The organism is Prosthecobacter fluviatilis, from assembly GCF_042655725.1.
GTDB lineage: Bacteria > Verrucomicrobiota > Verrucomicrobiia > Verrucomicrobiales > Verrucomicrobiaceae > Prosthecobacter > Prosthecobacter fluviatilis.
Genome location: NZ_JBHSMQ010000001.1, coordinates 281,770 through 305,901, shown reverse-complemented (window position 1 = coordinate 305,901; position 24,132 = coordinate 281,770). Strand labels below are relative to the sequence as shown.

Here is a 24,132-nt window from a genome sequence, read left to right as displayed (position 1 = left end):
TTAATACGCCGGGTTGAATCAAGTCGCACTGGCAACCAGGGGCCGCAAGATGACCTTTTCATGCTGATACGACATGTTGGACGAGCGTCCGCCCAATGCACGCTGAAGCCGGGCGTCCTTGTCTTCCCCGTGGAGTTCCAAAACCAGCAATGAGGCATGCCCCATCCAGGACAAATCCGTCTGCTCCAAAAGCGGCCATTCAGCGCCTTCGATATCAAGCTTGAGAACATCACAGGGATTGGACACGGAAACAAGTTCGTCAATAGGAACAGCCGGGCACGTCACTCCAGCTTCGCTTTCCAACGCTTCATGAGTCTGGAAAGACCATGAGCGTCCATCTTCAGGCGCCTGTCCCACAGAAAGATTCGCGCTCCGCGGCCAAATGGCCGCCTGCAACGGCCGCACACGGGGAAAGGCAGATGTATTTCGAACTAGCAGATCAAAATTGGCGGGTTCAGGCTCGACAGCTATGATGGTTGCTTCAGGAAAGTGACTGGCAAATTGGATGGCTGTAAGTCCGATGTTGGCCCCGCCATCGATGATGCGGCGAGCCCCCGAAACCAAGGCGCGCACATCACAGCCACCGCTTACAAACGTCTGCAGCAAAACATCAAAATCACTGTTGCGCGGCCGCAGCGTGATCTGGCATGCAGGATGTTTAAGATGAAGCTTCACCTCAGGAGATCCGCGCAGGCGGGCCAAGGTGAAACGCAATGCGTCACTCCATGAAGTAAGCTTCGCGAGGTGCCTGAAAGCACGCAGCTTCTGGGCGGTGGATGCGTAAAGGGAGGTCATTGATGTTACGATAGCAAACGGGGCTCGCCTGACATTCGGCAAGCCGCCCAGCGAGCGGCCATGCTTGCAGTAGAGTACAGCGAGCGCAGACGACTGTTCAAGGGGTGTCTGCGCATGAAGCGAGCCAGCAGCCGGGCGTCCTCCTGCGCCTGTAACACACGGGGCGCTTCTAGCTGACCTCGGGCCAAAGCCGCGCCATGCAGCCGATGCTTATAAAAGCAATTCATTGGCAGAAAGCGGTTTTCGTGAACATCAAGCCCAACGGCAGCAGCGGCCAGACCAATCGCGAACCCCTCAGACCATGCCAGGCCATGATAATCCATGAAGTGTCCCAGCCGCCCCCAGCATTCCACAAACTGTCTAAGAATATCCTCCGGACCATGCAGCGCATAAATGGACTCCTGGATGAATGTAACATTTTCCAAAGAAAGCCCCAGACTTTGGGCTGCACGTTCCAGGCAACGCCGTTGATGGGCCGTAGATGCAAACCTTTTTCTTGTTGAAGCGGCCGCCTCCTCTTCGCGCAAATGTTCCAGGACCGGCTGCGTGATGAATGCATTTACACCTTTCCTGAGTTCAAGCATGTCTGGCAGTTTCTCAACCAACCGGCTGTTGGCATCAATCACCACAACAGTCGCGTATCCAGCATCGAGCCCCGCACGAACGAGCAAACGTTTGTCGTGGTAACGACGCAATGCTCCTTCAGGCCTGTAGAGCAGCGTCCGGAGATTGGGTCTTGGCATGATGTCCTGCGGCCGGTCAACAAGCATCACAAGAGGGAAATGCGAGGCGTGCACTGCAAAATCAAGAGCCAGCCGCTCTGCATGGTATCTGTAGTCCCGCCCAAAGGCGAGCGTGGCAAAACACGCGCTGGCACCATCGACACTGAACTGTTGATCTGCGGATGTCATCGACTCAGGCTGCTTCGTTGCCCCAGCCATGCGTCAAGTCAATCGAATTCCCCTTCTCCGTGCAGTATGCCCCTGCCCGGAATAGCGTCTCCTGATTACTCGCTGGATTTGTCAAAACCAACCGTTGCACGCAGCCTCCCCCAAATGAAACGACGGTCGGCCTTCTGGAGAATTAAAAGAAAGCCGGTTAGAAGGTAAATACTGCCAAGACCACAGACACCAAGGCCGATCTCCACGTAGCTGCGTGGCTGATAACTCTCCAGCCACCACAAGGACAGAGGAGCCAGCAGCACACCATACACGAGCAAAGGCCGGACCACAGCATGCCAGAGGTATTTGCCTCCGGAGACAGGCAGAGCGCCTGCGATCAGCAACGGCATGCCCACGCAACCCTGAAGGACCAGTTCAAACATGGTACCCCAGACCACCCCGGTCAGGCCAATTCGCTGCACCAAGATCACACTGACCACAAAATTGATGCCGGATGTGATCAGATATTGCAACACCAGGCGCCCATGCCTGTTGAGCGCAGGAAGCAGGGAGTAGGCAGGGTATTGCATGACTGTCAGCGCAATCCCGGGCACAAGCACGCGCAACACTTTGCCCGCCGGTCCGAACTCCGTCCCCAGCCAGCGAATGATAAAGGCCGGGCCGAACACAAAAAGAAGCAAACAGCCTGTAAGCCCCACCCATGCACTCAAACGCAGCACCTTGAGAAGGTCAGCAGTCAGTTCTTCAGGCGATTTTCGCCCGGCGGCAGCGGTGAACCCCGCCACGAGGTGGCCGCCGAACAACGAATTGGAAATATCCATGGCTAGGTTTGGCAGCCTGACTCCGACCGCATACTGGGTCACCGAAGACAGCGATAGAAAAGCAGCGAGAATTTGAGTGTCTATCCTCTCCCTCAGCAGCTGAGCCACGGTCGCAGCCACGTTTTTTCCGGCATACCCCATGATCTCACGCTGTTTGGAATGCACCATGGCCAAAGGTTCGGCCTGAGGGATCAGCCTGCGTCCTTTGATATAGAAAATCATTTGTTCACCGATCAGCAGACTCACGTGAAGCGTCAGTGTGCCCAGCAAAGTAATTCCCGAGGCATTTAGACAAAACAGCCCTGCTGCAAAGCCTACGACTCTGGCCGAGCCTGCCAATATGATCGTTTGATATCTGAGATGTCCTTTCAGCAAGGCGGAATACACTCGAAAACGCATCACTCCCCCTTGCGCAAGACCGAGCACCAAAAACATCAGAGCGGGATTGCTCTGATGTGCTGCCGGCCAAACCAGATGCAAAATGATGCTGCCTACCATGGCCAGCAAACAAACGCCCCAGCCCACACGACGGTAATGTTTCCGGAAAAAACCAACCAAGGATGCAGTTTCTTCAGCGTTGTGCCGGCTGACAGACGACGAGAGATAACGGGCCGCCGTATTTCCCATCCCAAGGTCCAGCATTTCAAGCAAGCCGACCCAAGATACCAGCAGCACCCACACACCATAATTTTCCTGCCCAAGTCCTCCTATCAGGAGCGGTGAGACTATAAAAACCGAAAGACTGCGCAGCACATGATCCATCATGCCGAGCAGTGATGTGGACCAGAGTATGTGCTTCAACGAACGTGAGTTGGCGGGGGCCGTCATGAAGATAGGTCAATAATTCAGAGAATTCGATTCACCTGATCAAAAAACTCATTTCCGAACACCCGGGGAAATCTCTCATGCAAATCACGGTAAGCGGGCATCAGCGCGGCCGCCTCTTCCCGGCGGGCATGGGCAGGATAAGGACGCCAATGAGGCAAGGCAATATCCTGGGTCCATGGCAGTCCGCGTTCAAGGCTGCTCTGTTTCATCAGCCGGTTGAGTTTCATGTGGGACTGATAACAGGAGATATGCTCCTGAGCCCAGGCCGCAGGCTGCGCCGTAGCGGCAATCTCATGCAGCCTCATCAGATCCTCCGGCAGATGCCCGGGCCTCAATCGCAGACCGGTGCTTTGATTGACGTAGGCCAGAGGCCCCACATGCGCGTCTGCACGAATGCCCACAGCGCAGCCAGCGAACATTGCTTCCACAAAGGCCACACAGCACCCCTCACGCCTGCTGAAGATCAGCGCCACGCGTGCTTGCGACTGCAGCCGTGCGACTTCATCAATAGGCAGGGACTGATAAACCTCCAGCGCCTGAGGGACGCCAAAAAGGCGAGCTTGGCGACGGATGAATTCCGCATCTCTTCCCCCCTCAGCCTGCCCTACCAGCACCACGCGCAAGTTGGCAGGCATGCGAGACAGCGCACGAAAAAAGTCCCAGTGCCTTTTGAACTCCCCCCAGTTTGCAATCATGAGAAAGTCAATAGTCCGCTGCTCGGAAGAAGGCGGGTAAAGGTCAGGATTGATCCAATCACAGCCAAGGCTTTCCAGAAGACGCACACGCGGATGCAATCCGGCAATCTTGGGCACCTCCTGAAAATTACAGGCCTGCACAAACACTGGCCCAGAGGTCCGAGACAGGATCAGTCCTAACGCCGCATAGTCAGTTGGAGACCAGCTTGTGGAGAGCACCAGATCGTAATGCTCGTCGAGCCACGCAAATTCCTCCGGAGTGAGTCCGAGTACGAGACGTGCCCAGTTGTATTCGAAAAGCATCAGAAGCACTCCCTTTTCCCCACTGCCTGCGGGAGACTTGAGCAGCACCGAGCGCGTCAACCCCGGCTCGCGACGCAAGGGAGCGTCATAGCGTGGATGAGAAGCGCGGATGACATTTTCCCAGAAGCCGTCTTCAGGCGGCAGGTCAATCCAAGGCCTAAGGGAATGTGAAAGACGCTGGTCCAAGCTGGACAACTCACTAAAACCCAGGGCACGACAGGCATGAACCGCCGCCCGCTTATCGGAAGAAATCCGTGACTGGGCATAGAGACGCAGTGCATTCAAGTGCCGCAACGTCCGCGAATATCGAATGTTGTCCTTGAGACGCAGCAGAGCGAGCATTTGGAGGCGCTTGAGAAAGTTCATTCTCGAAATCACATGAAGAGCTTGCCCAAAACGCCTGTCAGGAGAGGCTGGCCTAGGTCACCACAAGTACAAACCTTCATGGATTGCCGTGGCAGGTTAAAGAAGTCTTTCTGCATGAAGATAACACCCATTGGTTGCGGAGCGAAGCAAGTGCCAGCCTTGCCACAGCTCGGGATCGGCTGAAAAATGCAATCGAGGTCTGCTTGCTGGAAATCAAAGGTGCTGTCGCGATTGAACATAACATCCGCCACGCCGCCATGCCAAACTGCCCCCCCTCTGCAAACATCAGAGCTGACTGGTACCAACAGACTGCCACAGCCGTGCGCAAGTCGCGCGAATTAAGCTTCAGATCGGTGTTTGCGGCTGCTCTGGCAATCACCTGGCGTATGCACTCGGTCTGTCGATGAGCGGCACGCGACATGTTTCCACCATGGTCGCGCTTCCACAGGATAATTTTATCCAGTTTCGCAACTCGATGGCGTGCTGCTACGCGGATCCACATGTCACGGTCTTCAGAAGCACGGAGCCCGGATTCGAAGCCGCCAAGTTCCAAAAGCACACGCTTGTCTGCAAGCACAGCTGGTGCGAAACGGTTTCTGACTACAAGATCGTAGGCGGAGAATTCCTGAATCTGTCCCGTTTCTTCCTGCGCCTGAGGCCCTTTAGGGTGCATTTGGGCGTCCACCACCACCTCCCTGCCAGCCATGACGGCCAGCCCCCGAGGTGCCTGCTGCCAGGCCTCCCACAATGCCTTCACCGCTCCGGGCAGAAAAACATCATCAGCGTCCAAAAAAACCACCAGGTCATTCGCCGCGATGCGCATGCCCTGATTGCGAGTAGCTGACAGGCCGGCATTTGCCTGCTTGACGTAGCGTATGGCATCTCCAAAACCAGTTGCAACTCGTGATGTCTCATCAGTCGAACCGTCGTCCATCACGAGAACTTCCACCTGAAACCCATCCTGCCTCTGCTGAATAGCCGACTCAACAGCATCTGCGAGGTAGTGAGCGTAATTGTAACAAGGAATGATGATGGATATCATTGAAGTCTGACAGTCAAAGCGAGAAATATGGCGCGCACTTGGAGCCTGGCAAGCAGAGCGTCCCCCCCTCCCTTGCAACATTCCCCATGCCACTCGGAAATGAAAACGAAACGTATGACAAATAGTTTTGCAGCCCTAACGGAGCAGAGGCAAGCTTGTCACCATTCCAATACATGACCATCCCCACCTCACGCGTCCGTCTTCTCCAGATCGTGGACAGCCTCTGTCCCGGAGGCATGGAAAACATCATGGTGCGGGTATGCAATCATCTCCAGGCAAGGGGGGCCTCAGTCACAGTTTGTTGTCTGAGCGCCAGCGGTCCTTTCGCTTCCAGGTTGCACCCGGATGTGGAGGTCAGCGTGCTGCAAAAGCCACCAGGCTTTTCCCTCAACACCATTGCAAAGCTGAGAAAGCTGATTCGTAGGGGGGATTTTGACGTGGTTCACACCCACCACCTGGGTGGGCTCATTTATTCCTCTTTGGCAAGACTCCCCCACAAGCACCCACGGATTGTGCACTCGGAGCACATACTTTGGGGCAAGGAGGACCTCAGCCAGAAACGCCAAAGGCAGCGCAAACTGCTTTATCGGGCTTGTCACTGTGTTTTTACCGTGGCTGGCCAGCAAATGGACCAGATGAAACGCATGGGGCACCGCCATGCCTGGCAGACAGTCCTCACCAATGGGGTAGACTCCGGTCATTTTCGCCCTGCCACAGAAAACAAGGCGGCACTGCGACAGAAACTTGGCCTGGCTCCGGAAGGGCTCTGGCTGGTAAAAGTCGCACGTTTTGGGGATACCAAGCGGCATGCAGACCTCCTCCAAGCGTTTGAACAAGCGCACGCCTCCGCTCCACAACTCCGCCTGTTGCTGGTCGGAGATGGCGGGGCCGAGAAGGACCATGTTCTCAGTCAGATGGAAAAGAGCAGGGCGAGAGATGCCATTCACTGGGCTGGCTTCCAGCAAGACCCCCTTCCGTATTATCAGGCGGCAGACGCTCTTGTTGTGGCCTCCTCTTTTGAAGGCTTGCCCAATGCCGTTCTTGAGGGCATGGCCTGCGGCCTGCCCGTTCTGGCAAATCAGGCATGTGGCGCCAAGGAGGTAGCCCATGACGAAGAGCACGGGTGGATCAGAGATTATTCGACAGTGGACAGGCTCAGAGAGGCGCTGCTCGGCATTGCGGGTACAGACATGCAAAAACTTCTGTCCATCGGAAAGGCTGGCCGTGAACACGTCTGCAAGCATTACTCCATGACCTCCATGCTGGCAAAATATGAGTCTCTCTATTCGGCCGTCGCCTCCGGCCACACGGTGAATTTAGAGTCAGTCACCGCTGGCGCTGCTGCCTCTTTATGCTAGAGAGGCGTTCTATGGAACATGGGCACAACAGCACTGAATTCGATGCCTACGCGGCCAATTATGATTCGGCGCTGCAACAAGGCCTTTCACTCACCGGTGAAACAAAGGAGTATTATGCGGACGGACGTGTGAGGTGGATGAAGCAAAAGCTTCAGGAACACGGAAAGGCAACCAATTCATGCCTCGATTTTGGTTGTGGCACGGGCACCTCTGCCACCTTTCTCAGGGATGGTCTCGGAGTATTGGAATACATGGGGTATGATCCATCCTCAGACTCGATCAAGCAAGCGCAGCAGACGGTCACATGGCCCGCCGCATCATTCACAGCAGAAGCCGGGGAGGTGCCGAGCGAAAAATTTGACCTCGCTTTTTGCAATGGCGTTTTTCATCACATCCTGCCTGCAGAGCGTCAGGCTGCAGTCCGCCTGATCTGGAGAAGCCTCAAGCCGGGTGGAGTCTTTGCCTTCTGGGAGAATAACCGATGGAATCCCGCAGTACATTGGGTCATGAGCCGGGTGCCTTTCGACAAGGATGCGCAGATGCTGTTTCCGTCTCAAGCACGACGTCTTCTGCAGGAGGGTGGATTTAACATTCTGGCGACCGACTATTTGTTTGTTTTCCCTGGATTTCTAGCCGCGCTCAGATCACTCGAACCCGCCTTGTGCAAGCTCCCGCTGGGTGGCCAGTACCTCATCCTGGCACAGAAAGCCCCTCACTAGCACTATGGACGTCACTCCCATGACGCAAAATCCTCTGAGGCGGCGCTGCACTTGGCTGGTTTTTTTGATAAGCCTGGCGCTGAATCTGACATTCGTAGCACGACAAGGCGGCTGGAGCTCCGACTTGGGAGGAGATCCGGACGAAGCCGCTCATGCCGTAACGAGTTTGATGGTTCGTGATTATTTGGCGGATGGCTGGCACCGGTCGCCCATGAGTTTCGCCACCCAATACTATGCCGACTTTCCCAAAGTCGCCTTGGGGCACTACCCGCCGGGATTTTACATTCTCGCAGGATTGTGGCTACTGCCATGGGTCTCCGTTCAGAGCTTGCTGATCTTGCAAAGCATTCTGTCTGCAGCCCTGTCTGCTCTCACTTACCGGCTGGCGTCCAAGATGATGTCGGTGCCTGCGGCATTCATGGCAGGCTTGCTGGTCACTCTCCTGCCTGCCAGCCTCAAACAAAACCAGCTGGTCATGTCTGACGGCCTGATGGTCCTGCTCTCCATTCTGGCTGCCATGTCATGGAAGGATTATCTTAACCGTCCTTCATTCGTCAGGTCAGCTGGGTTCGGACTGCTTGCTGCAGCCGCCATTCTTACCAAGGGATCAGCCATGGCACTTTGTGTCATCCCGCCGTTGACTACAATTCAATGCAGTCGCTGGCATCTGCTCAAAAAAGTGTCCTGGTGGTTTTCCGCAGTGCCTGTCGCCATCTTGGCCGGGCCTTGGATGCTGTATTCGGCCAAAATCACCGCCGAAGGCATGATTCATGTGCCGCTTCACGATTTTGTCCCTGCGGCATTGACCTTTTACAGTCACGAGCTGCCGCGAATGCTCGGCATCCTGTTTACGCTGTCCGCCGTGATTGGAATGGCGCTGCTTATGAAAAAAAGCCGCGCCCAGCAGTCTGATTCGGCTTTGTCAGCAACATTATGCTCGATGCTTGTGGGGACTTTGTTGATCATACTGTTGATTCCTGCAGGGCTGGCAGGCAGATATCTTTTGCCCGCCCTCCCTGCACTGTTAGTGGGAGCGATGCTGACGGCAGATCGTGTAAGCTTATATTTAGGCCGGGGCCGTCTAGCAGGACTTGCCGCCATTTTTGTCCTCGGAGCAGTGGAGGTTTCAGAAATTCCTTCGAAAGACGTGCATGGGTTTGGATCTGCGGTCCTCAAGTCCTTGCCTGCCCCTCAGGAAGGTCGGGCCGTTTATTGGCTGATCGCCTCAGATCCACGGGGCGAAGGAGCTGTCATAGCGGCGGCTGCTTTTGCCTGCCCAAAACGTTCCCCATCCCCTCTAAGAGTCTATCGCGGGAGCAAGGAACTGGGGTCAAGCGACTGGATGGGACGTGGATATCAGGCTGCGTTTGCCAGCCAGGATCAATTGCTCGACCATCTCGACAAATTAAGGATTTCACGGGTCTTTGTTGACCTCTCCGCCCCCGCAGAACGGCAGCAGCCCCACGAGCGCCAGTTGCTCGCTGCAATCAATTTGGCCCCTGATCGCTGGCAGCTTGCCTTTGAACAAACGGTCACTCGCAGGCCCGGTGAAACGGGTGTACTGCGTGTCTATCAAAGAAGCCCTTCATCCATCCACAGCTCTCCAGATTAATCGCCCGCCTCATGCGGGCGCAGTTTGACTCATCAGATTCTCCCAAGGAATTATCCAATTCACTTTTCCTCAATCCCTCACATGAATGTTTCAGTTTTCGGACTCGGTTATGTCGGTGCAGTCACTTCGGCATGCCTTGCAGAACAAGGACACCACGTCATCGGCGTGGATCTGCATGAATCCAAAGTTGAGTCCTTCGGCAAAGGAAAATCTCCCATCGTCGAACCGGAAATCGACGACCTTCTCGCTCGTGCGACAGTGGATAATCGGCTGGGAGCCACGCTGGATGTACACAGGGCTGTGACGACCACAGATGTGAGCATTGTTTGCGTTGGCACCCCTTCCCTTCCTTCCGGCAAACTGAATCTCGAATACGTCCACAAAGTCACTGCGCAGATCGCTGAAGCCATCAGAAGCTCAAAAAAGAGACACATCTTGCTCTATCGCAGCACCATGCTTCCCGGCAGCACCAGAGCCCTCGTGACCAGCATGCTGTCAGACCTTCTCGCATCCGGCCAGGTGCGCGTTTATTATTGCCCCGAGTTTCTGCGGGAGGGCACGGCAGTTCGAGATTTCCGCGAGCCCTCTCTCGTTGTCATCGGCACACACGATGGTGCAGCGCCTGAAGATAATGAGGTGTTTGAAATCATGGGAGGCCAGCCAGCCGTCTTGGGATGGGAGGGAGCTGAGATGATTAAGTACTCCTGCAATTATTTCCATGCGTTGAAAGTAGGCTTTGCCAATGAAATCGGCCGTCTTTGCAAGCACTTGGGGGAAGATGGAACCCGAGTCATGGATGTGCTGTGCTCCGACACACGGCTGAACATCTCCCGCTACTATATGAAGCCAGGCAATCCTTTCGGCGGCTCCTGCCTGCCCAAGGATGTCTCCGCTTTGAAATCTTTCGCCCGTCAGGAAAACCTCAGCCTGCCGCTGCTTGAAAACACTGCGGCAACAAACGCAGCCCATCAGGAGCTTTTTGTCAGCCTGATTGAGGGCAAGGCAAAACGTCGCATCGGCTTCCTCGGACTCGCATTCAAGGCGAATACAGACGACCTTCGGGGCAGCCCCATGGTGGCAGCCGCCGAGACCCTCCTGGGGCGAGGCCACGAACTCAGCATTTACGATCCGCAGATCAATCTATCCCGCCTCATTGGTGCCAACGAGCAACAAATTCAGGCCCGCATGCCTCATCTGGCACAGCTCTTGAAGCAAGATGCCAAAGAAGTGCTGCAGTCGAGCGAAGTCATCGTAGTTTCCCAGAAATGCGTTTCTCTGGAACTCCTTCAGGAGCTGTCACATCCTGATCAGATCGTGATCGATGTTCATGGCTGGAGGGAATTATCCACCCTCCCTTGGCAGTACGAAGGAATTTGTTGGTAGTCTTTTTTGCGCGCAAACATCACGCACAAACTTGCAAAACTCCACAGCCTTGGCCCGCCAGGTCTCAGTCTGGATAAAACGCCGAGTTGCGCCCGCATCAAATGAGAGCCTGCCTTCTTTGGCTTCGACCACGGCATTCAGGAATGCAGCCTGGTTTTTGGCCACATGTACAAACTCAGAGAGCATCTCGGCCTCGGGTAGCGGCATGGAGATCACGGGGCGCTCACATGCCAAATACTCTTTGATTTTGAGCGGGCTGCAGCTGCGAGCCAGCTCCGTCATCAAAAACGGCAGTATGAAAAGATTCGTGGTCACCAAGCTCTTGGGCAGATCCTCATAAGGTATGGCCGACTCGACATGAATGCTGGGTAAGCCGGCAATTTTACTCAAGTCGACCTTGGCTGGACCAATCAGACGTATGATCGCCTGGGGCAACTTGCGGGCTATGTCGGCGATGAGATCCAGATCAAGCCGCTCGTCAATCATTCCAAAATAAACAATCTCAAAATGTCCGGTGGGTTGCACTGGCAGAGATCGGGAAAAATGGGCTGGATCCACCCCCTGTTTTAGCGTGCAAACAGGTTTGCCACATTCTTTGAATTGAGCTGCAAGGTAATCTGAAACGGCAACTATGGCGTCCACACGTTTCAGCAAAGAGCGCTCCATCTGCACTACATGCTGTTGATTCATCCCGGGCCAAAGGGAGTACTGGTCTGAGCAGTAGTAGATGCTGGCCCCTTCTCCCATGCTCCCTACAAAATCACTCTGTGAGGGGGTGCAGACTACAAGTGTGGGATTCTTCAAATTCAGTCGTCGTCTGGCCATTTCAACGCCCCGGCGCACAAGCCAGGCGTTGAGGAGTCTGACGAGCCTTATCCTCGTAAAAGGCAGGGTTGGCGGGCAGATGACCGTCAGTCCATTGGGAGCAGACGCAAAACGGCGCCGCCTGCCGGAAATGAAATCAACAATTTTTTGAATCGAGCGTATGAGATCTCGCTTGCTCAATTGCGGCTCTCGCAGCCCAACTGTTTCCACCCACAACACAGGACTAAAGCCGAGAAACTCACTGAACAAGTGCTGGCTGACTGAAGGATGCCGTCCCCAGTCGGGCCCAAAAACCACCCATTCGTAACCAGAAAGGATATGCTGACCAGTCTTGAATTCTTCGGACATCGAATTGGATTAATCTCTGATTCTTTGCTTTGTGAATGTCAACTTCTGGATGGGCAGATACTTCAAAATAATGGCTGCCATGGCCTTGCATAAAAGCCAGCCACAATCCAAGGCACCAAGGATACCAAAGTGGAATATTTTGAAGCGGACAAGGCTTGGTGCATACCACCATACTTTGGGATTCGCAAAACCTTGCAAAATAGCCCTCGATTTAAGACGAGGGTCCGCCCAAGACCAATAAGATGCCGTATCGTTGCGCTCAGCGACTCCCGTTGCTGAAGGCACCAGCAGCACAGGAATACCGGCCTTGTGAGCACGAAAAGTAAAATCGACGTCTGCAAAGTTGTGTTTGATCCAGTGACAGTCTGGCAACTCAATCTGCGCGCACACAGATGCAGGAATGGCTACCATGTTGCCATGCAGCCACTCCACTGCCATCGGGGACTCTTTCGGGCTTGGGGCAATTGCCGCATGTCGTGGCCAGCGGCGCTTGATGAGGCCCCCGGAATACACAAAAGCACCATCCGAAGTCCTGCTGACCCCTCCACAAACAGCCTTATGTTCGAGAGAGACTTTCACCAGCATTTCCAAGCTGCCTTGATCAGGCAGGCTGTCATCATTGATCCAGCATATGCAGTCAGCTCCAGCAGCCAGCGCCGCTTCCATGCCAAGCCTGATGGCGCCAGCCCACCAAAGATTTCCGTCACCACGCAGGGTGAGCACCCAGGAAAAATCCCGCGCCAGCATTTCACAAGTGCCGTCATTGCTGCCATCATCAATGACCATGACCCGGGTCCATCCGCGAACGCCAAGATTGTCCAAATGCACCAGGCACCGCCTGGTAATGTCGCGACGATTATGCACAGGAACAAGGAGCCAAACCAAATGCTGCCCGTGTGCAATTGGTGAGGTTAACATGTTCCCAGATACGAGCTTGCATGTCAGCTCGCAAGCAAGGAAATGCAACATGCCAACATATCACCTTAAAGCTGACAAACCGGAGCGCACATCAAGTCTAGTCTCGCTTAGCTGTGCCTCTCCAGCCTTGATAACTATCCGGATCCAATGGTCCATAAGGTCAGATTGCCGAGGCAGTGTAGACCTCCACCAAGGCGGCGGCAATGTCAGCCGGTGCGATTCGGGTGATGCAGTAGGGTGCTGCTTGGATGCATTCCCAGTTGCATTGATCGCATCTCATGGCGTGGTTGAGCCATATCTGAAGCCTGCTTTTTTGCCAGGGAGCAAACATGCCATAATGCCCGCCCCCCAGAATAAAGACCCCTGGCTTGTTCATCGCGGTAGCAAGATGGGCCGGACCCGATTCTGGAGCCATGACAAGACGCGCACCCGCGAGAAGAATCAGCAGTTCTTTAAAAGTGGCAGGTGTAAGCCAGGCTGCGACAGCCACCCCTGATGCATCCATAGCCCGCTGCCATATCCCCGCATGCGCTCCGGGTGGGACACAAAAGTGCACTGGCATTGAGTTGGTCTTCAGAAACAATCGCAAAGCTTCAGCGAGCAATGCCGGGGGATACTCCCTGATGTCGCTGCCTGCCTGTGGACAAACTACAAGCGTCTCACCCATGCGCGGTGTCACGCAGGAGATTGAAGGCATGATCTCTTTCATCATGACTTCTTTGCCCAGAGCATTCCCCAGCACTCGTCGATGAGCTTCGAGCTCAAGGCAGACTTCCTCGCGAATTTTTGGATAAGGCGTCTGTGTCGCCGCAGGAAAAGCCAGACACAGGGAACTTCGCGGCTTTTCCCATGTGGAAGCATGGCTGCACTTTGGCTGAATCAAACAGGCAATGGCGTGCAGGTAGTCTGAGGGCTGATGCCGCAGACAGACCAGCGAATCCACATCCAACGCGCAAAGCTGCGCGCTATGCAGCCATAAAAAACGCAGGAAGTCAGGGCAGAAGTGCCCACAAAAGGCAGGCAGCACCAACAGCGGCGTATTGGGAAATTCCTCGCGAAACAACGGTTCGGCAATCGGGGAGACCACGAGCAGCACCTCCTCTGCAGGCAGGCCGGCTGCCAAATGCTTCACCGCCCCCAGAGACAGCACGGCATCCCCCAGCCGGTCCAGCTTGAGGATTGCCAGACGATAGTGACGACGAGGCCGCCTCACCAACGCACCTGCCAGCGCTGCCATTTTCAGCGCCAATAGATAGATCCAAAATCTAAATGTGGCGATCATACGCTGGGTGCGCTATTTGACTGAACATTTGCTGCAGCCATTCTTTAACTGAGTTAGATGCCATGCGGGCCAACTTCATGAGGCTCTCCGTGGATACAGCTTTCGAACGGCTTATCGCTTCGCTCAAAGCGCTTGGGTCGCTCAGCTTTGCAACCGACAGAAGGCCCAGCTGACGAGCCAGACCCGCCAGCTTCCCGTTCCTGGCAATGATGACCACCCTGGACCCACTCCATGCAGCCATCAGCGCGCCATGGTAGCGACTGCTGATCAGCACCTCTGGCATGCCCCAGCAGTTCAAAAGCTCATTCATATTTTGAGCAGCCCACTCGGGTTGAGATAAGCGCATCTCAGCCTGCACAGCAGCAGGCAGCTCCTGCCATAATGCTTTTTCAGACCATCGAAGGTGCCTTGATTCCTGGATCAGCCATAAACGGCTCTGATCAGAATGGCGCTCAAACAGATCGCAGAAGGCCTCCAAAGAAAAATGAGACCGGTCTTCGAAATGCAGAAGGCAGCCAATAGACCGTTCCATATGGAGAGGTCTGTGCTGGCTAAAAAAAAGGTTGGCCATGTCAGCTGCCAGCGATGCTTTTCCACCCGAGGCCTCAGCCAGCAAGGCCGTGGACATTTCATCCCGTCCCCAGAAATGCTTGGCCACATTGATCAATCGTTTGTATTTCGGCCTTTGCAGCGCTTCGGCATTACCCACGCCCACCCCAAGAAAATACATGGGCTTGTTCAGGCATTCACAAATTTCACGCTCTACGTCCAGATGCCGCTCCAGCCAGTCGCCAGAGTCCACCTGAAATGGAGTCCCTCCCAGTCCGAGCCAGCAGTCAGCTTCACTGATGGCTCGCCAACGCCCCGCCATCGCGTAAGGCTTCCACTCAACCTCGGGATGCAGGATCCTGAGATGTTCATGGTGTGCAGGCACACAGCAGGTTAACCGCACAGGAACTTCTGCCTTGCGCAGCTCGGAGAGAAATCCGGCGAGCATCAAGTCATCCCCTACATTGCCCGCCCCCCAAAAGTGATGCCCAATGTGCACAATCAAGCAGGCCTCTTCACGCCTGGTTTTTCTTGCAGACCGTGACCATTTGTGTGCGACGCTCATGCACAAAAAGGCGCAGTGGTCTGCCAGCAGCCTGATATGTGACAAGAGTTTCATTATGATGAGGAACGTAACATGCATGCACAATCACCCATGATCCGGCACTTCCTTTTCAAATCCAGCCGCGCCAAAGATACACATAATGGCCGATGATCTCATGTGCCCACATCGTGAAAAGCTCAAACCCATGATGGCTGGGCCAATGCAGCCAGCGAAAATCACCGACGTTATTGAGGCTGCTCAGGTAGTTGCATGGGACAGGGGTCACCTGGACTTCCGTCTTGCTGAAGACCGCGATGGCGCGTGGCATGTGACTTGCGCTGGTGACGAGCAAAAGCCGCTTCAGTCCACGCTTCTTCATCACCTCGGCCGCTTTGAGCGCTTCATCGTGTGTATCACTGCATACCCCGATGCTGTGCAGCTGTATGCTGAGCGGCACATGGGCTGTGAGGTGGTCACGAATCGCATCAGCCTCAGAAAAAGTTCGCCGCTCTTGGGGATACCCACCGCCTCCAAGAATCAGCAGAGGAGCCTTTTTCGCAGACGCAAGCATGAGGGCGGTGCTCAGTCGGTCTGCGCCGACTTTCAGATGAAATCCTGTGGGCTCTGACAACGAAGGCTCAACTCCTCCACCAAGACATAAGATCGCATCTGCCTCCGGCAACGTGTTCATTTGGACTCTGGGAACGCGATTTTCAAGATCCGCCAAAAGCACAGCGGCTATCGGAGTGCATGAAAAGGCCGTGAGCAACAGCCAGGCAACGACCGGCATCCACCTATGAACATTATTTCGGTTCCACAGCAGTCTTAGCAGCCAAATTCCCAGAAAGAGCCAGACTAAAAAAAGAGGCTGAGTAAATAGCAGCAAAGTTTTCAGGATCGTATTCACATCGCAGTTTAGAGTCGCATTGCTGCTTTCTGCAACACGTGCGGCATAAAATTCACAGGGATATAATCACTCACGCCTATTTAACCCATCCGCCGCTCCGACTTGAAGCTTCCATTTCAACGTTTTCTGATTCCGCTCCTGCTGCTTGTCACAGGTGGGATATCATTGCTGCTTCCGCTGCCGGGGGGCTGGTCTGCTGGCTGGAGAGGTGAGTGCATTAACCGCCTGCACGCTCCGCTGATGGGCATCTGCTGTCTTGCCTTGGAAAGGCTGTTCAGAAACTCCAGCACCGGCAGCTGGGGCAGCATGTTCCGGGCCTCTTTGTCATCAGTTTTTTTGGCTGCCATTGCCGAAATCATTCAACCATGGTTTCATCGCACGGGAGACTTCGGGGATTTCATGTGGGGCGTCACAGGCATTGCGGCAGCTTCGCTATGGATCGGCGGCTCCATCATTCGACTACCCTTATGGCGAACAATCATGCGTGCTGTGGCTGTTGTCCTGCTTATGTACTCTCCGCTGAGTTGGTTCACACGGGTGCTGATGGCAAAGCACGCGGCTGACAGGCTGTTTCCTGAATTGATGGATCTCCAGACGGGCAACGGAGGTTTTTTTTGGTCACTGGACTCAGCATCTACGAGCGAGCGTAACGCGCAGGATGCGTCAATGCTTCTGACGCGCACACGCCAAAAACCGGCCAGCGCGCACCTGGACGCCTGCAATCGTGATTGGAGTTCTTTTGATCGCTTGGAGATTGATGCGACCCTGCAAGCATCGGACAAAGTCGAATTGGGGCTGCGCCTTGATCTGAAGAGCAAGACAGGCCCCCGTCTTCGGGCAGGAGGATGGATCGCACCAGGGCGTCAGCAGATCCAAATTGAATGGCCACAATCCACCGGCTGCACAGATGTTCATCAGCTGGTTTTGTTTCTGGCTGCAGGTGAGCCTGAAGCCAGCCTCCTCATTCATCGACTTCGTCTGATTCCACGCAAAGCCCCGTCTTCACGCTAAGAGCAGGAGCCTCTGTCAAGAGACTGCCAGAGTCCCCGCATCTGCGGGGAATGACTGCATGGCATGAACAGCGATGTTTGCGAAACACATCCACAGTCATCATGCGCAGCCAGGTTCACAAAGCCGCTAAAAATTTCATCTCTGTAAAAATCGGAGCTGAATTTGGCAACGCTCGGCGCTCTGCTCCCGCACCAGAATCGGTCGGACCTGTGGCCCAGCTTTTTTACGTTGCGCCATTCATTGTTCGTCTGACTCAGTCCACAATCTCCGCTTATTCGTCTGGTGCATTCCCGGCACGCCGGACATCACTCGCAGCATGAACGAGCCGGGCTCCAGATCACTCGATTACACACAGGTAAGTGTGCGGGATTTCGTCCGCGTATTCCCATTTTACTTTGCCTGGGACGCAAACTCCGTCATCACAGAATCAGGGGCCTCCCTGCTCAAAATATGCCCGCAGGCGGTGCCTGGAGCCCGGCTGCAGGATGTCTTCCATTCACAAAGCCCTGAAGGAGAGTTTTGTGATGCCCACGCGCGTGCCCATCCAGACAGGCTTTTCCTCTTGGAAGACCTGCGTAAAACAGTGATCTTGCGCGGGCAGGTGATGCTGCTGGAGCGTCCAAGACGGGGCATCATGCTCGCTTCGCCCTGGCTCACAGAGCCTGACCAGGCCCATCAAATGGGACTGACAATCCAGGATTTTGCCGTGCACGATCAAACTTTGGATCTGCTGCAGGTGCTGCAGATGCAGCGCAAAGTCACCACTGACCTGCAGCGACTGGCCAGCCAGCTCACACAACAGCGCATACAGCTGCGGGAGCAGGAGGAGCAGTCTCACAAACTGGCTCTGGTGGCTGCCAGAACAGATAACGCTGTGATTGTTACCGATGCAGCAGGACGCATCGAGTGGGTCAATGAGGGATTCACCCGCATGACCGGCTGGCTTTTGGATGAGGTCATCGGACGCCAGCCTGGAGATTTTTTGCGCTGTCCTGAGGCAGACCCCGGTGCGGACAACTTCATGAACCAGTGCCTGCAGCAGCAGCGCGGTTTCCGTGTGGAAATGCTCAACTACCACCGCTCGGGCAGGAAATACTGGTCTTCAATCGAAATCCAGCCAATCCGTAATGACGCAGGCGAGGTAGTTAACTTCATGTCGATCGAAAGCGACATCACCCAGCGCAGGCAGGATGATCAGCGCCGCGCCCTCCAGTATTCCACCAGTCGCACGCTGGCTGAAGCAGACACAGTCCGCCAGGCGGCGGCCAAAGTCATTCAGCTCATATGCAACCAGCTCGGCTGGATCGCGGGCTCACTATGGATGCTGGACTCTGAACAGCAGAACCTCCACCTCGTGGAAATTTGGCATTCACCGCTCAGAGACATCACGGGATTCGTGGAGCTTTCCCGCACCATGACCTTTAAACGAGGCTGCGGGCTTCCGGGGATCGTCCTGCACAGTGGCGAGCCTCAATGGATTCGCGATGTGGCAGAACAGAGTGAGTGCCCTCGGGCAGCCATGGCCAAAAAGTGCCAGCTTCATGGAGCGATCGCCTTTCCCATAGTAACTCAGGGTGACATTCTGGGCGTGCTCGAATTGTTCAGCTCCGATGCCAGCGCTCCCGAGCAATCCCTGCTGGAAGCATTCGCAGGCATTGGCAACCAGCTGGGTCAGTTCATAGTCCGCAAGTGTGTCGAGCAGAACTTGGTGAGCGCCAAGGAAGCTGCGGAAAGCGCGAATCGCGCCAAAAGCGAATTCCTGGCCACCATGAGCCACGAAATTCGCACCCCGATGAATGGCATCATCGGCATGTCATCCCTGCTGCTCGACACCAGCCTGGACGAAAGGCAGCATGAGATGGTGGAGGCTGTCCGCCAGAGCGGTGAAGCGCTCATGACCATTATCGAGGACATTCTCGATTTCTCCAAAATCGAAGCGCGCAGGCTCGACCTGGTTGAGGAAACCTGCAGGCTGGATTCCATCGTAGACGGTGTCGTAGGATTGCTGCAGCACAAAGCCATCTCCCGCGGGGTCGATCTGAAAGTTGCAATCGACCCTGCAATTCCACTGGTGATAAAAGCTGACCCTGGACGTCTTCGTCAGATTTTGATGAATCTTGTCGGCAATGGCATCAAGTTTACCGAGCATGGAAGCATCTGCATTCAGCTCATCCCAGTGACCGCACCCGAAGGCGAACGCGAACAGATTGAGATTAGTGTGACTGACAGCGGCATAGGGATGAATGAGGAGCAGCAGCGCAAGCTGTTCCAACCCTTTTCACAGGTGGACAGCTCCACGACACGTCGCTACGGAGGCACCGGACTGGGGCTTGCCATCAGCAAGCGGCTTGTCGAACTGATGGGAGGCACCATCGGTGTGCACAGCACACCAGGACTTGGCTCGCGTTTCTGGTTTAAACTGCCAGTCCATCAGGTGTCCGCATCTGAGCAGCTTGCCGTAAAAAACACCGAGACAAAATCGCCCGAGCAGTCGCTCGCACTCCCCGGCGCCAAAAAGCTAAGATTGCTCGTCGTGGAAGATAACGAAGTGAATCTTCGGATGGCCATCATGATGCTGGAAAAACACGGATTCAGCGCCGATGTAGCTCGTGACGGTGAGCAGGCGCTCAATCAATTCGCCGCACGCCCCTATGATGCGATCCTGATGGACTGCCACATGCCGCGGATGGACGGCTATGAGGCCACTCGTGCCATTCGAGAAATCGAAACCAGCACGCACTGGAAACGACCACGTTGCTGCATTATCGCCATGACTGCGAACGTCATGGATGGCGAGCGCGAGCGCTGCTTCGAGGCCGGCATGGATGACTACATATCCAAACCTCTGAGGGCAAAGGCACTGACCGAGGCTCTGGCCAGCATTCATACCCAAGAACCTGTCGCGCCCCCCCCCGCGCTCGGCGGCTGGACTGAAGAGGAGGCAGAAACAACCAAAGACGCCGTCAAGCTGCTGGCAGATGAATTGAGCACGGAAGACACGGCAGAACTCATTGAAAACTGGCTTAAAGACACACCTGAACGCATCTCGGATCTTGAAAACCTCGCGGCAGGTCAGGATCAGCCTGCGCTACGACGCACCGCACACTCGTTGAAAGGAAGCAGCTCGCTCTTCGGCCTCACCCACATTTATGCCCTGTGCCAAGACCTCGAGCATCTGGCGGAATCAGGCAGCCACGCTGGCCAGCCCTCCCTGGTAGAGCAGATCAGGCACGGTTTTGCTTCCGCCGAGCCCTCTCTGCGCCAGGAGCTTGAACATCTCAGGTCCACTACTGTCACCTCATGAAAATTCTCTACGTTCACGAACGGTTTGGGGCCTTGGCAGGCGCTGAGGCAAATGCATTCATCACAGCCCAGGAACTCAGGGGCAGATCCCATCAGGTTGGCATTCTTCATGGACCGGGCACAGGCAAAAACGAAGACGCATGGAATAGTGTGTTCAGCGAACGCTTTGAACTGGCAGGTGACAATGCAGCCCGCACACGGGCGGCGCTCACGGCATTCCAGCCCGACGCAGTCTATGTCCATAAAATGGCCGACCTGGACGTGATTCAGTCTCTTGTGAACAGCGGGCTTCCCCTCGTCCGCATGGTGCATGATCACGACATCTACTGCATGCGCAGCTACAAGTACCACTACTTCTCGCGCAAAATCTGCACACGTCCCGCCTCTCTGTACTGCGTGTTTGGCTGCGGGGCCTGCATCGTCAAAAATAACGGCGGCGGCTTCCCTCTCAAATGGGTCAGCTACCGGGCAAAGAAGCGGGAGATTGCGCTCAACCAACGCTTCCACCGCATGGTGGTGGTCACAGAGTACATGCGCGATGAACTGCTCCGAAACGGCTTCGATGCCTCGCGCATTGAAATCCATGCTCCAGTGCCACGCATGGGAGATCCCTCCCTGAGGAGCACATTTAGCGACCGTAATCTCATACTCTACGCTGGTCAGATCATCCGTGGCAAAGGGGTTGACGTGCTGCTTGAATCTCTTGCACGGGTAAAATCCAAATTTGAGTGCGTCATTCTCGGTGACGGCAATCACAAAAGTTACTGCGAGGCCTTGAGCCATAGACTTGGACTGGATGACCGGGTGCATTTCAAAGGCTTCATTCCCCAGGAAGAGCTCAAGTCTTACTACCGGGAGTGCAGTGTTGTCGCGCTCAGCAGCGTCTGGCCGGAGCCGATTGCCACCATCGGCCTCGAGGTCATGCGTTATGCACTGCCGGTCGTGGCATTTGACGCCGGCGGAATCAAAGACTGGCTGAAGGACGGATTTAACGGCCACCTCGTGCCCTGGATGAATCGAGATGCATTTGCCGCCAGTCTTGATGATCTGCTTCAGAACAAAGCGCGGGCTAGGCAACTCGGTGAGAATGGTCTCCAGCTGGTCAGTGCACGCTATGACTTCCCATCCTACATTGCTGGTCTTGAGGCGATGTTTGACCGCGCCATAAGCGAATCCCGCAGTTGCACACACCCGAGTCCCCCACTTGAGGGGGGTTACAGTTCCGGCCACGTCGTTACAGTTCCGGCGTGATGAAAACACTGCCCGCTCCTGACGCCCCTGAAGTGCGGCGCATCCTCGAGGCCCAGAGCCGATTGGGGCGCCTCAGAATGCGTTTTGCGATGCGCCTCAAGCGCTGCATGTGGCTCGCTGTGGTCAATGGCACGCTTGCTGTCAAGCGCCTGTTCGACATCCTGATCAGCATCATAGCACTGATCCTTGCGTCTCCCTTGATGCTAGTAATCGCGCTGCTCATCCGTCGCGACGGCGGGCCCATCTTTTTCAGACAGCGCCGTATCGGCTTCAATGGCCGCGATTTTGAAATGCTCAAGTTTCGATCCATGTGTATCGATGCCGAGGCCAGACTCAGCCAGCTCCTCGCGCAAAACGAAAAGTCCCAGGGGATTACCTTCAAGATGAAGAACGACCCGCGGGTGACCCCCATCGGGCGGTTCATCCGCAAGGCATCGATTGACGAACTCCCCCAGTTTTTCAATGTCCTCAGAGGAGACATGTCCATCGTTGGTCCGCGCCCGTGCCTGCCGCGTGAGGCTGCTCTGTATTCCAGCGCTGACCGGCGCAGGCTCCATGCCAAGCCAGGCATCACCTGCTTGTGGCAGGTGGGCGAGCGTGAAGGACGCTTTTGGGAAATCGGCGACCGCAACAGCATCGACTTCGGTGAGCAGGTCTCCCTCGATGTGCGTTACATTGAAAGCCATTCTTTCCTGAGAGATCTCTGGATCCTTCTCAAAACCATTCCGGCCATCGTGCTGGGCAAAGGCATGTAAGTCATGGACGTTTTTATCATCTGCCCGGATTATCGTAAATGTGCAGGTTTTGCCCGACGCATCCGTCCACTTGCCCTCTGGCCGGTACTGGGGCGCACCTTGCTGGATCTGTGGCTGGAGCATCTCGCTGCCGCAGGAGTCAAAAACGCCACTCTCCTGGCGGCTGACCGCCCGCACGAAATCCGGCATGCTGTGGATAAAGGCGGCCGGTGGGGTTTGTCTGTCACCGTCCTTTCTGTCAAACATGAGCCCAGTGTCGAAGAAACCCGCTTGCGTTTCACGGGCAAAGACTCAGGAGAAAGATCACCAAACATCATCACTCTTGATACGCTGCCCTCCATGCCCCACAAGCCGCTATGGGAAAGCTCCGCAGCACTGTTTGACATCATGCTGGGCAATCTGCGCAGCACACCGCCTGAGTCATACCTGACCATGCGCGAGATCGCGCCGGAAGTGCACGTCAGCACTCGCGCACGCATCGCCGCTACTGCCAAAATTGAAGGCCCGGTCTGGATAGGCCCGCAGGTGATCGTCGCAGACAATGCCCAGATCCTCGCTGGAACAGTTATCGAAGAAGCCGCATACATTGACCGCCATGCCATTGTCAGTGAGAGCTGGGTCGGGCCTAGCACCTATGTCGGAGCCCTGACCAATGTTCAAAACTCTTTCGCCTGGGGCAGTGGTCTCGAAAACTGGAGCAAAGGGACCTTTCTTGAGGTTACGGATGACTTCCTGCTCACCAACCTCGCGCACAAGCCCTTTGGCGGTGTCCGCAGCGGCTGGATATCGCGTATGACAGCCCTGCTGCTGATGCTTGTCACCGCTCCGCTCGCGCTTCTTTACGCGCTTTGGACACGCGTTTTCAAATGGCAGCCAGCCTTTCAGAGCCGCCAGGTGGTGCTGCCACCAGCGACCAAGCAGGACCGTTACAACCCCAGCACAAGGCTCTATTCCCTGGCATCAGCCCACGGACTGTTCGACCGCTGGCCCGAGCTCTGGGCCGTCTGGTGTGGAGACATGCACCTGGTGGGAAACAGGCCTCTGTCCCAGGCCCGCGCATCGCTGCTCACCAGCGAATTTGAACGCATGTGGTTTGACGCCCCCGCAGGTGTCTTCTCCTACGCCGACATCATGAACGACGGCATGCACAGCAGTGACAACGACACCGCGCACAGCGCCTGTTATTCCATCCACCGCTGCCTGCGCCTCGACCTTCGCATCCTGCTTCACTGCCTGCCACGCTTTATGCTGCCGCTGTCCCGCAAGGAACACAGCATGCCCTCCAACAGCCCACCTCAAACCTGCACCTAAGCCATGACATTGTCTGCATCCGTACAGATCAACGCTCCGACCGAACTCTGCGCCGCCACCGCCCGCCTCTGGCGAGACCGCCTGGATCGGGACATCAAGCCCGAGCACGAAGACATCAGCATCGATCTTTCCAAGACTCGCTTCATCGACAGTTCCGGACTCGGCGTACTGTTGACATTGAACAAAAGCCTGCGTGCCCGTGGTGCCAGCCTCAAGCTGCTCAACCCCTCATCCGCCGTGTGCCAGCTGATCGAACTCACGAGACTTCATCGCGTTTTTGAAATGATCCACGACTGATCCGCTC

The 24,132-nt window shown here is 55.5% G+C and carries 20 protein-coding genes; 10 read left to right on the top strand and 10 right to left on the bottom strand.

The features are described from left to right. Positions 1-18: 18 nt before the first annotated feature. The 5 genes from ACFQDI_RS01180 to ACFQDI_RS01160 all read right to left on the bottom strand — a co-directional run bounded on the left by ACFQDI_RS01180 (position 19) and on the right by ACFQDI_RS01160 (position 5,752). The gene (locus tag ACFQDI_RS01180; RefSeq protein WP_377162541.1) at positions 19-795 is read right to left on the bottom strand and encodes an FkbM family methyltransferase; all 777 of its coding nucleotides are present in this window, start codon (positions 793-795) and stop codon (positions 19-21) included. Positions 796-800: 5 nt separating this feature from the next. After that, on the bottom strand, positions 801-1,706 hold the full coding sequence (locus ACFQDI_RS01175) for a hypothetical protein (RefSeq protein ID WP_377162539.1): 906 nt from the start codon (positions 1,704-1,706) through the stop codon (positions 801-803). Positions 1,707-1,801: 95 nt separating this feature from the next. Beyond that, on the bottom strand, positions 1,802-3,346 hold the full coding sequence (locus tag ACFQDI_RS01170) for a polysaccharide biosynthesis C-terminal domain-containing protein (RefSeq protein WP_377162537.1): 1,545 nt from the start codon (positions 3,344-3,346) through the stop codon (positions 1,802-1,804). A gap of 17 nt (positions 3,347-3,363) precedes the next feature. Continuing rightward, complete coding sequence (locus ACFQDI_RS01165) at positions 3,364-4,710, bottom strand: glycosyltransferase (RefSeq protein WP_377162535.1); 1,347 nt, start codon at positions 4,708-4,710, stop codon at positions 3,364-3,366. Between the two features lie 76 nt (positions 4,711-4,786). Next, on the bottom strand, positions 4,787-5,752 hold the full coding sequence (locus tag ACFQDI_RS01160; RefSeq protein WP_377162533.1) for a glycosyltransferase family 2 protein: 966 nt from the start codon (positions 5,750-5,752) through the stop codon (positions 4,787-4,789). A gap of 173 nt (positions 5,753-5,925) precedes the next feature. Here ACFQDI_RS01160 and ACFQDI_RS01155 point away from each other — a divergent pair, with 173 nt between their 5' ends. The 4 genes from ACFQDI_RS01155 (at position 5,926) to ACFQDI_RS01140 (ending at position 10,824) form a co-directional block, all read left to right on the top strand. Next, positions 5,926-7,110, top strand: a complete 1,185-nt coding sequence (locus ACFQDI_RS01155; RefSeq protein ID WP_377162531.1) for a glycosyltransferase — start codon at positions 5,926-5,928, stop codon at positions 7,108-7,110. Positions 7,111-7,121: 11 nt separating this feature from the next. Next, a complete protein-coding gene (locus ACFQDI_RS01150) occupies positions 7,122-7,829 on the top strand; it encodes a class I SAM-dependent methyltransferase (protein WP_377162529.1) in 708 nt (235 codons plus the stop codon). Positions 7,830-7,848: 19 nt separating this feature from the next. Beyond that, positions 7,849-9,441 (top strand): ArnT family glycosyltransferase, encoded by a 1,593-nt coding sequence (locus ACFQDI_RS01145; RefSeq protein WP_377162527.1) that lies wholly within the window; start codon positions 7,849-7,851, stop codon positions 9,439-9,441. Positions 9,442-9,522: 81 nt separating this feature from the next. Next, positions 9,523-10,824, top strand: a complete 1,302-nt coding sequence (locus ACFQDI_RS01140) for a nucleotide sugar dehydrogenase (protein WP_377162525.1) — start codon at positions 9,523-9,525, stop codon at positions 10,822-10,824. Here ACFQDI_RS01140 and ACFQDI_RS01135 read toward each other — a convergent pair. From ACFQDI_RS01135 to ACFQDI_RS01115, 5 genes are all read right to left on the bottom strand, one after another. Next, positions 10,783-11,997: a glycosyltransferase gene (locus ACFQDI_RS01135; protein WP_377162523.1), complete on the bottom strand. Its 1,215-nt coding sequence runs from the start codon at positions 11,995-11,997 to the stop codon at positions 10,783-10,785. The two genes, ACFQDI_RS01140 and ACFQDI_RS01135, sit on opposite strands and share 42 nt — an antisense overlap. Positions 11,998-12,006: 9 nt before the next feature. Next, a complete protein-coding gene (locus tag ACFQDI_RS01130) occupies positions 12,007-12,915 on the bottom strand; it encodes a glycosyltransferase family 2 protein (RefSeq protein ID WP_377162521.1) in 909 nt (302 codons plus the stop codon). A 160-nt stretch (positions 12,916-13,075) separates the two neighbouring features. Then, a complete protein-coding gene (locus ACFQDI_RS01125; RefSeq protein ID WP_377162519.1) occupies positions 13,076-14,197 on the bottom strand; it encodes a glycosyltransferase family 9 protein in 1,122 nt (373 codons plus the stop codon). Beyond that, entirely contained in the window at positions 14,181-15,365 is a 1,185-nt protein-coding gene (locus ACFQDI_RS01120; protein WP_377162517.1) for a polysaccharide pyruvyl transferase family protein, read from the bottom strand. The genes ACFQDI_RS01125 and ACFQDI_RS01120 overlap by 17 nt, the downstream gene beginning before the upstream one ends. A 55-nt stretch (positions 15,366-15,420) precedes the next feature. Continuing rightward, a complete protein-coding gene (locus ACFQDI_RS01115; protein ID WP_377162515.1) occupies positions 15,421-16,197 on the bottom strand; it encodes a YdcF family protein in 777 nt (258 codons plus the stop codon). Positions 16,198-16,299: 102 nt separating this feature from the next. Between ACFQDI_RS01115 and ACFQDI_RS01110 the strand changes: the two genes are divergently transcribed. The 6 genes from ACFQDI_RS01110 to ACFQDI_RS01085 all read left to right on the top strand — a co-directional run bounded on the left by ACFQDI_RS01110 (position 16,300) and on the right by ACFQDI_RS01085 (position 24,125). After that, entirely contained in the window at positions 16,300-17,208 is a 909-nt protein-coding gene (locus ACFQDI_RS01110; RefSeq protein ID WP_377162513.1) for a hypothetical protein, read from the top strand. 316 nt (positions 17,209-17,524) lie between these two features. Beyond that, complete coding sequence (locus tag ACFQDI_RS01105) at positions 17,525-20,512, top strand: ATP-binding protein (protein WP_377162511.1); 2,988 nt, start codon at positions 17,525-17,527, stop codon at positions 20,510-20,512. Further along, positions 20,509-21,762, top strand: coding sequence for a glycosyltransferase family 4 protein (locus tag ACFQDI_RS01100; protein WP_377162509.1), 1,254 nt, complete (start codon positions 20,509-20,511; stop codon positions 21,760-21,762). Before ACFQDI_RS01105 ends, ACFQDI_RS01100 begins: the two co-directional genes overlap by 4 nt. Continuing rightward, positions 21,762-22,517 carry a sugar transferase gene (locus ACFQDI_RS01095; RefSeq protein WP_377162507.1) on the top strand — a complete coding sequence of 252 codons (756 nt, stop codon included), beginning with the start codon at positions 21,762-21,764 and terminating at the stop codon, positions 22,515-22,517. The genes ACFQDI_RS01100 and ACFQDI_RS01095 overlap by 1 nt, the downstream gene beginning before the upstream one ends. 339 nt (positions 22,518-22,856) lie before the next feature. Then, complete coding sequence (locus ACFQDI_RS01090) at positions 22,857-23,828, top strand: sugar transferase (RefSeq protein WP_377162505.1); 972 nt, start codon at positions 22,857-22,859, stop codon at positions 23,826-23,828. A gap of 3 nt (positions 23,829-23,831) precedes the next feature. After that, a complete protein-coding gene (locus tag ACFQDI_RS01085; RefSeq protein WP_377162503.1) occupies positions 23,832-24,125 on the top strand; it encodes an STAS domain-containing protein in 294 nt (97 codons plus the stop codon). Positions 24,126-24,132 lie beyond the last annotated feature (7 nt).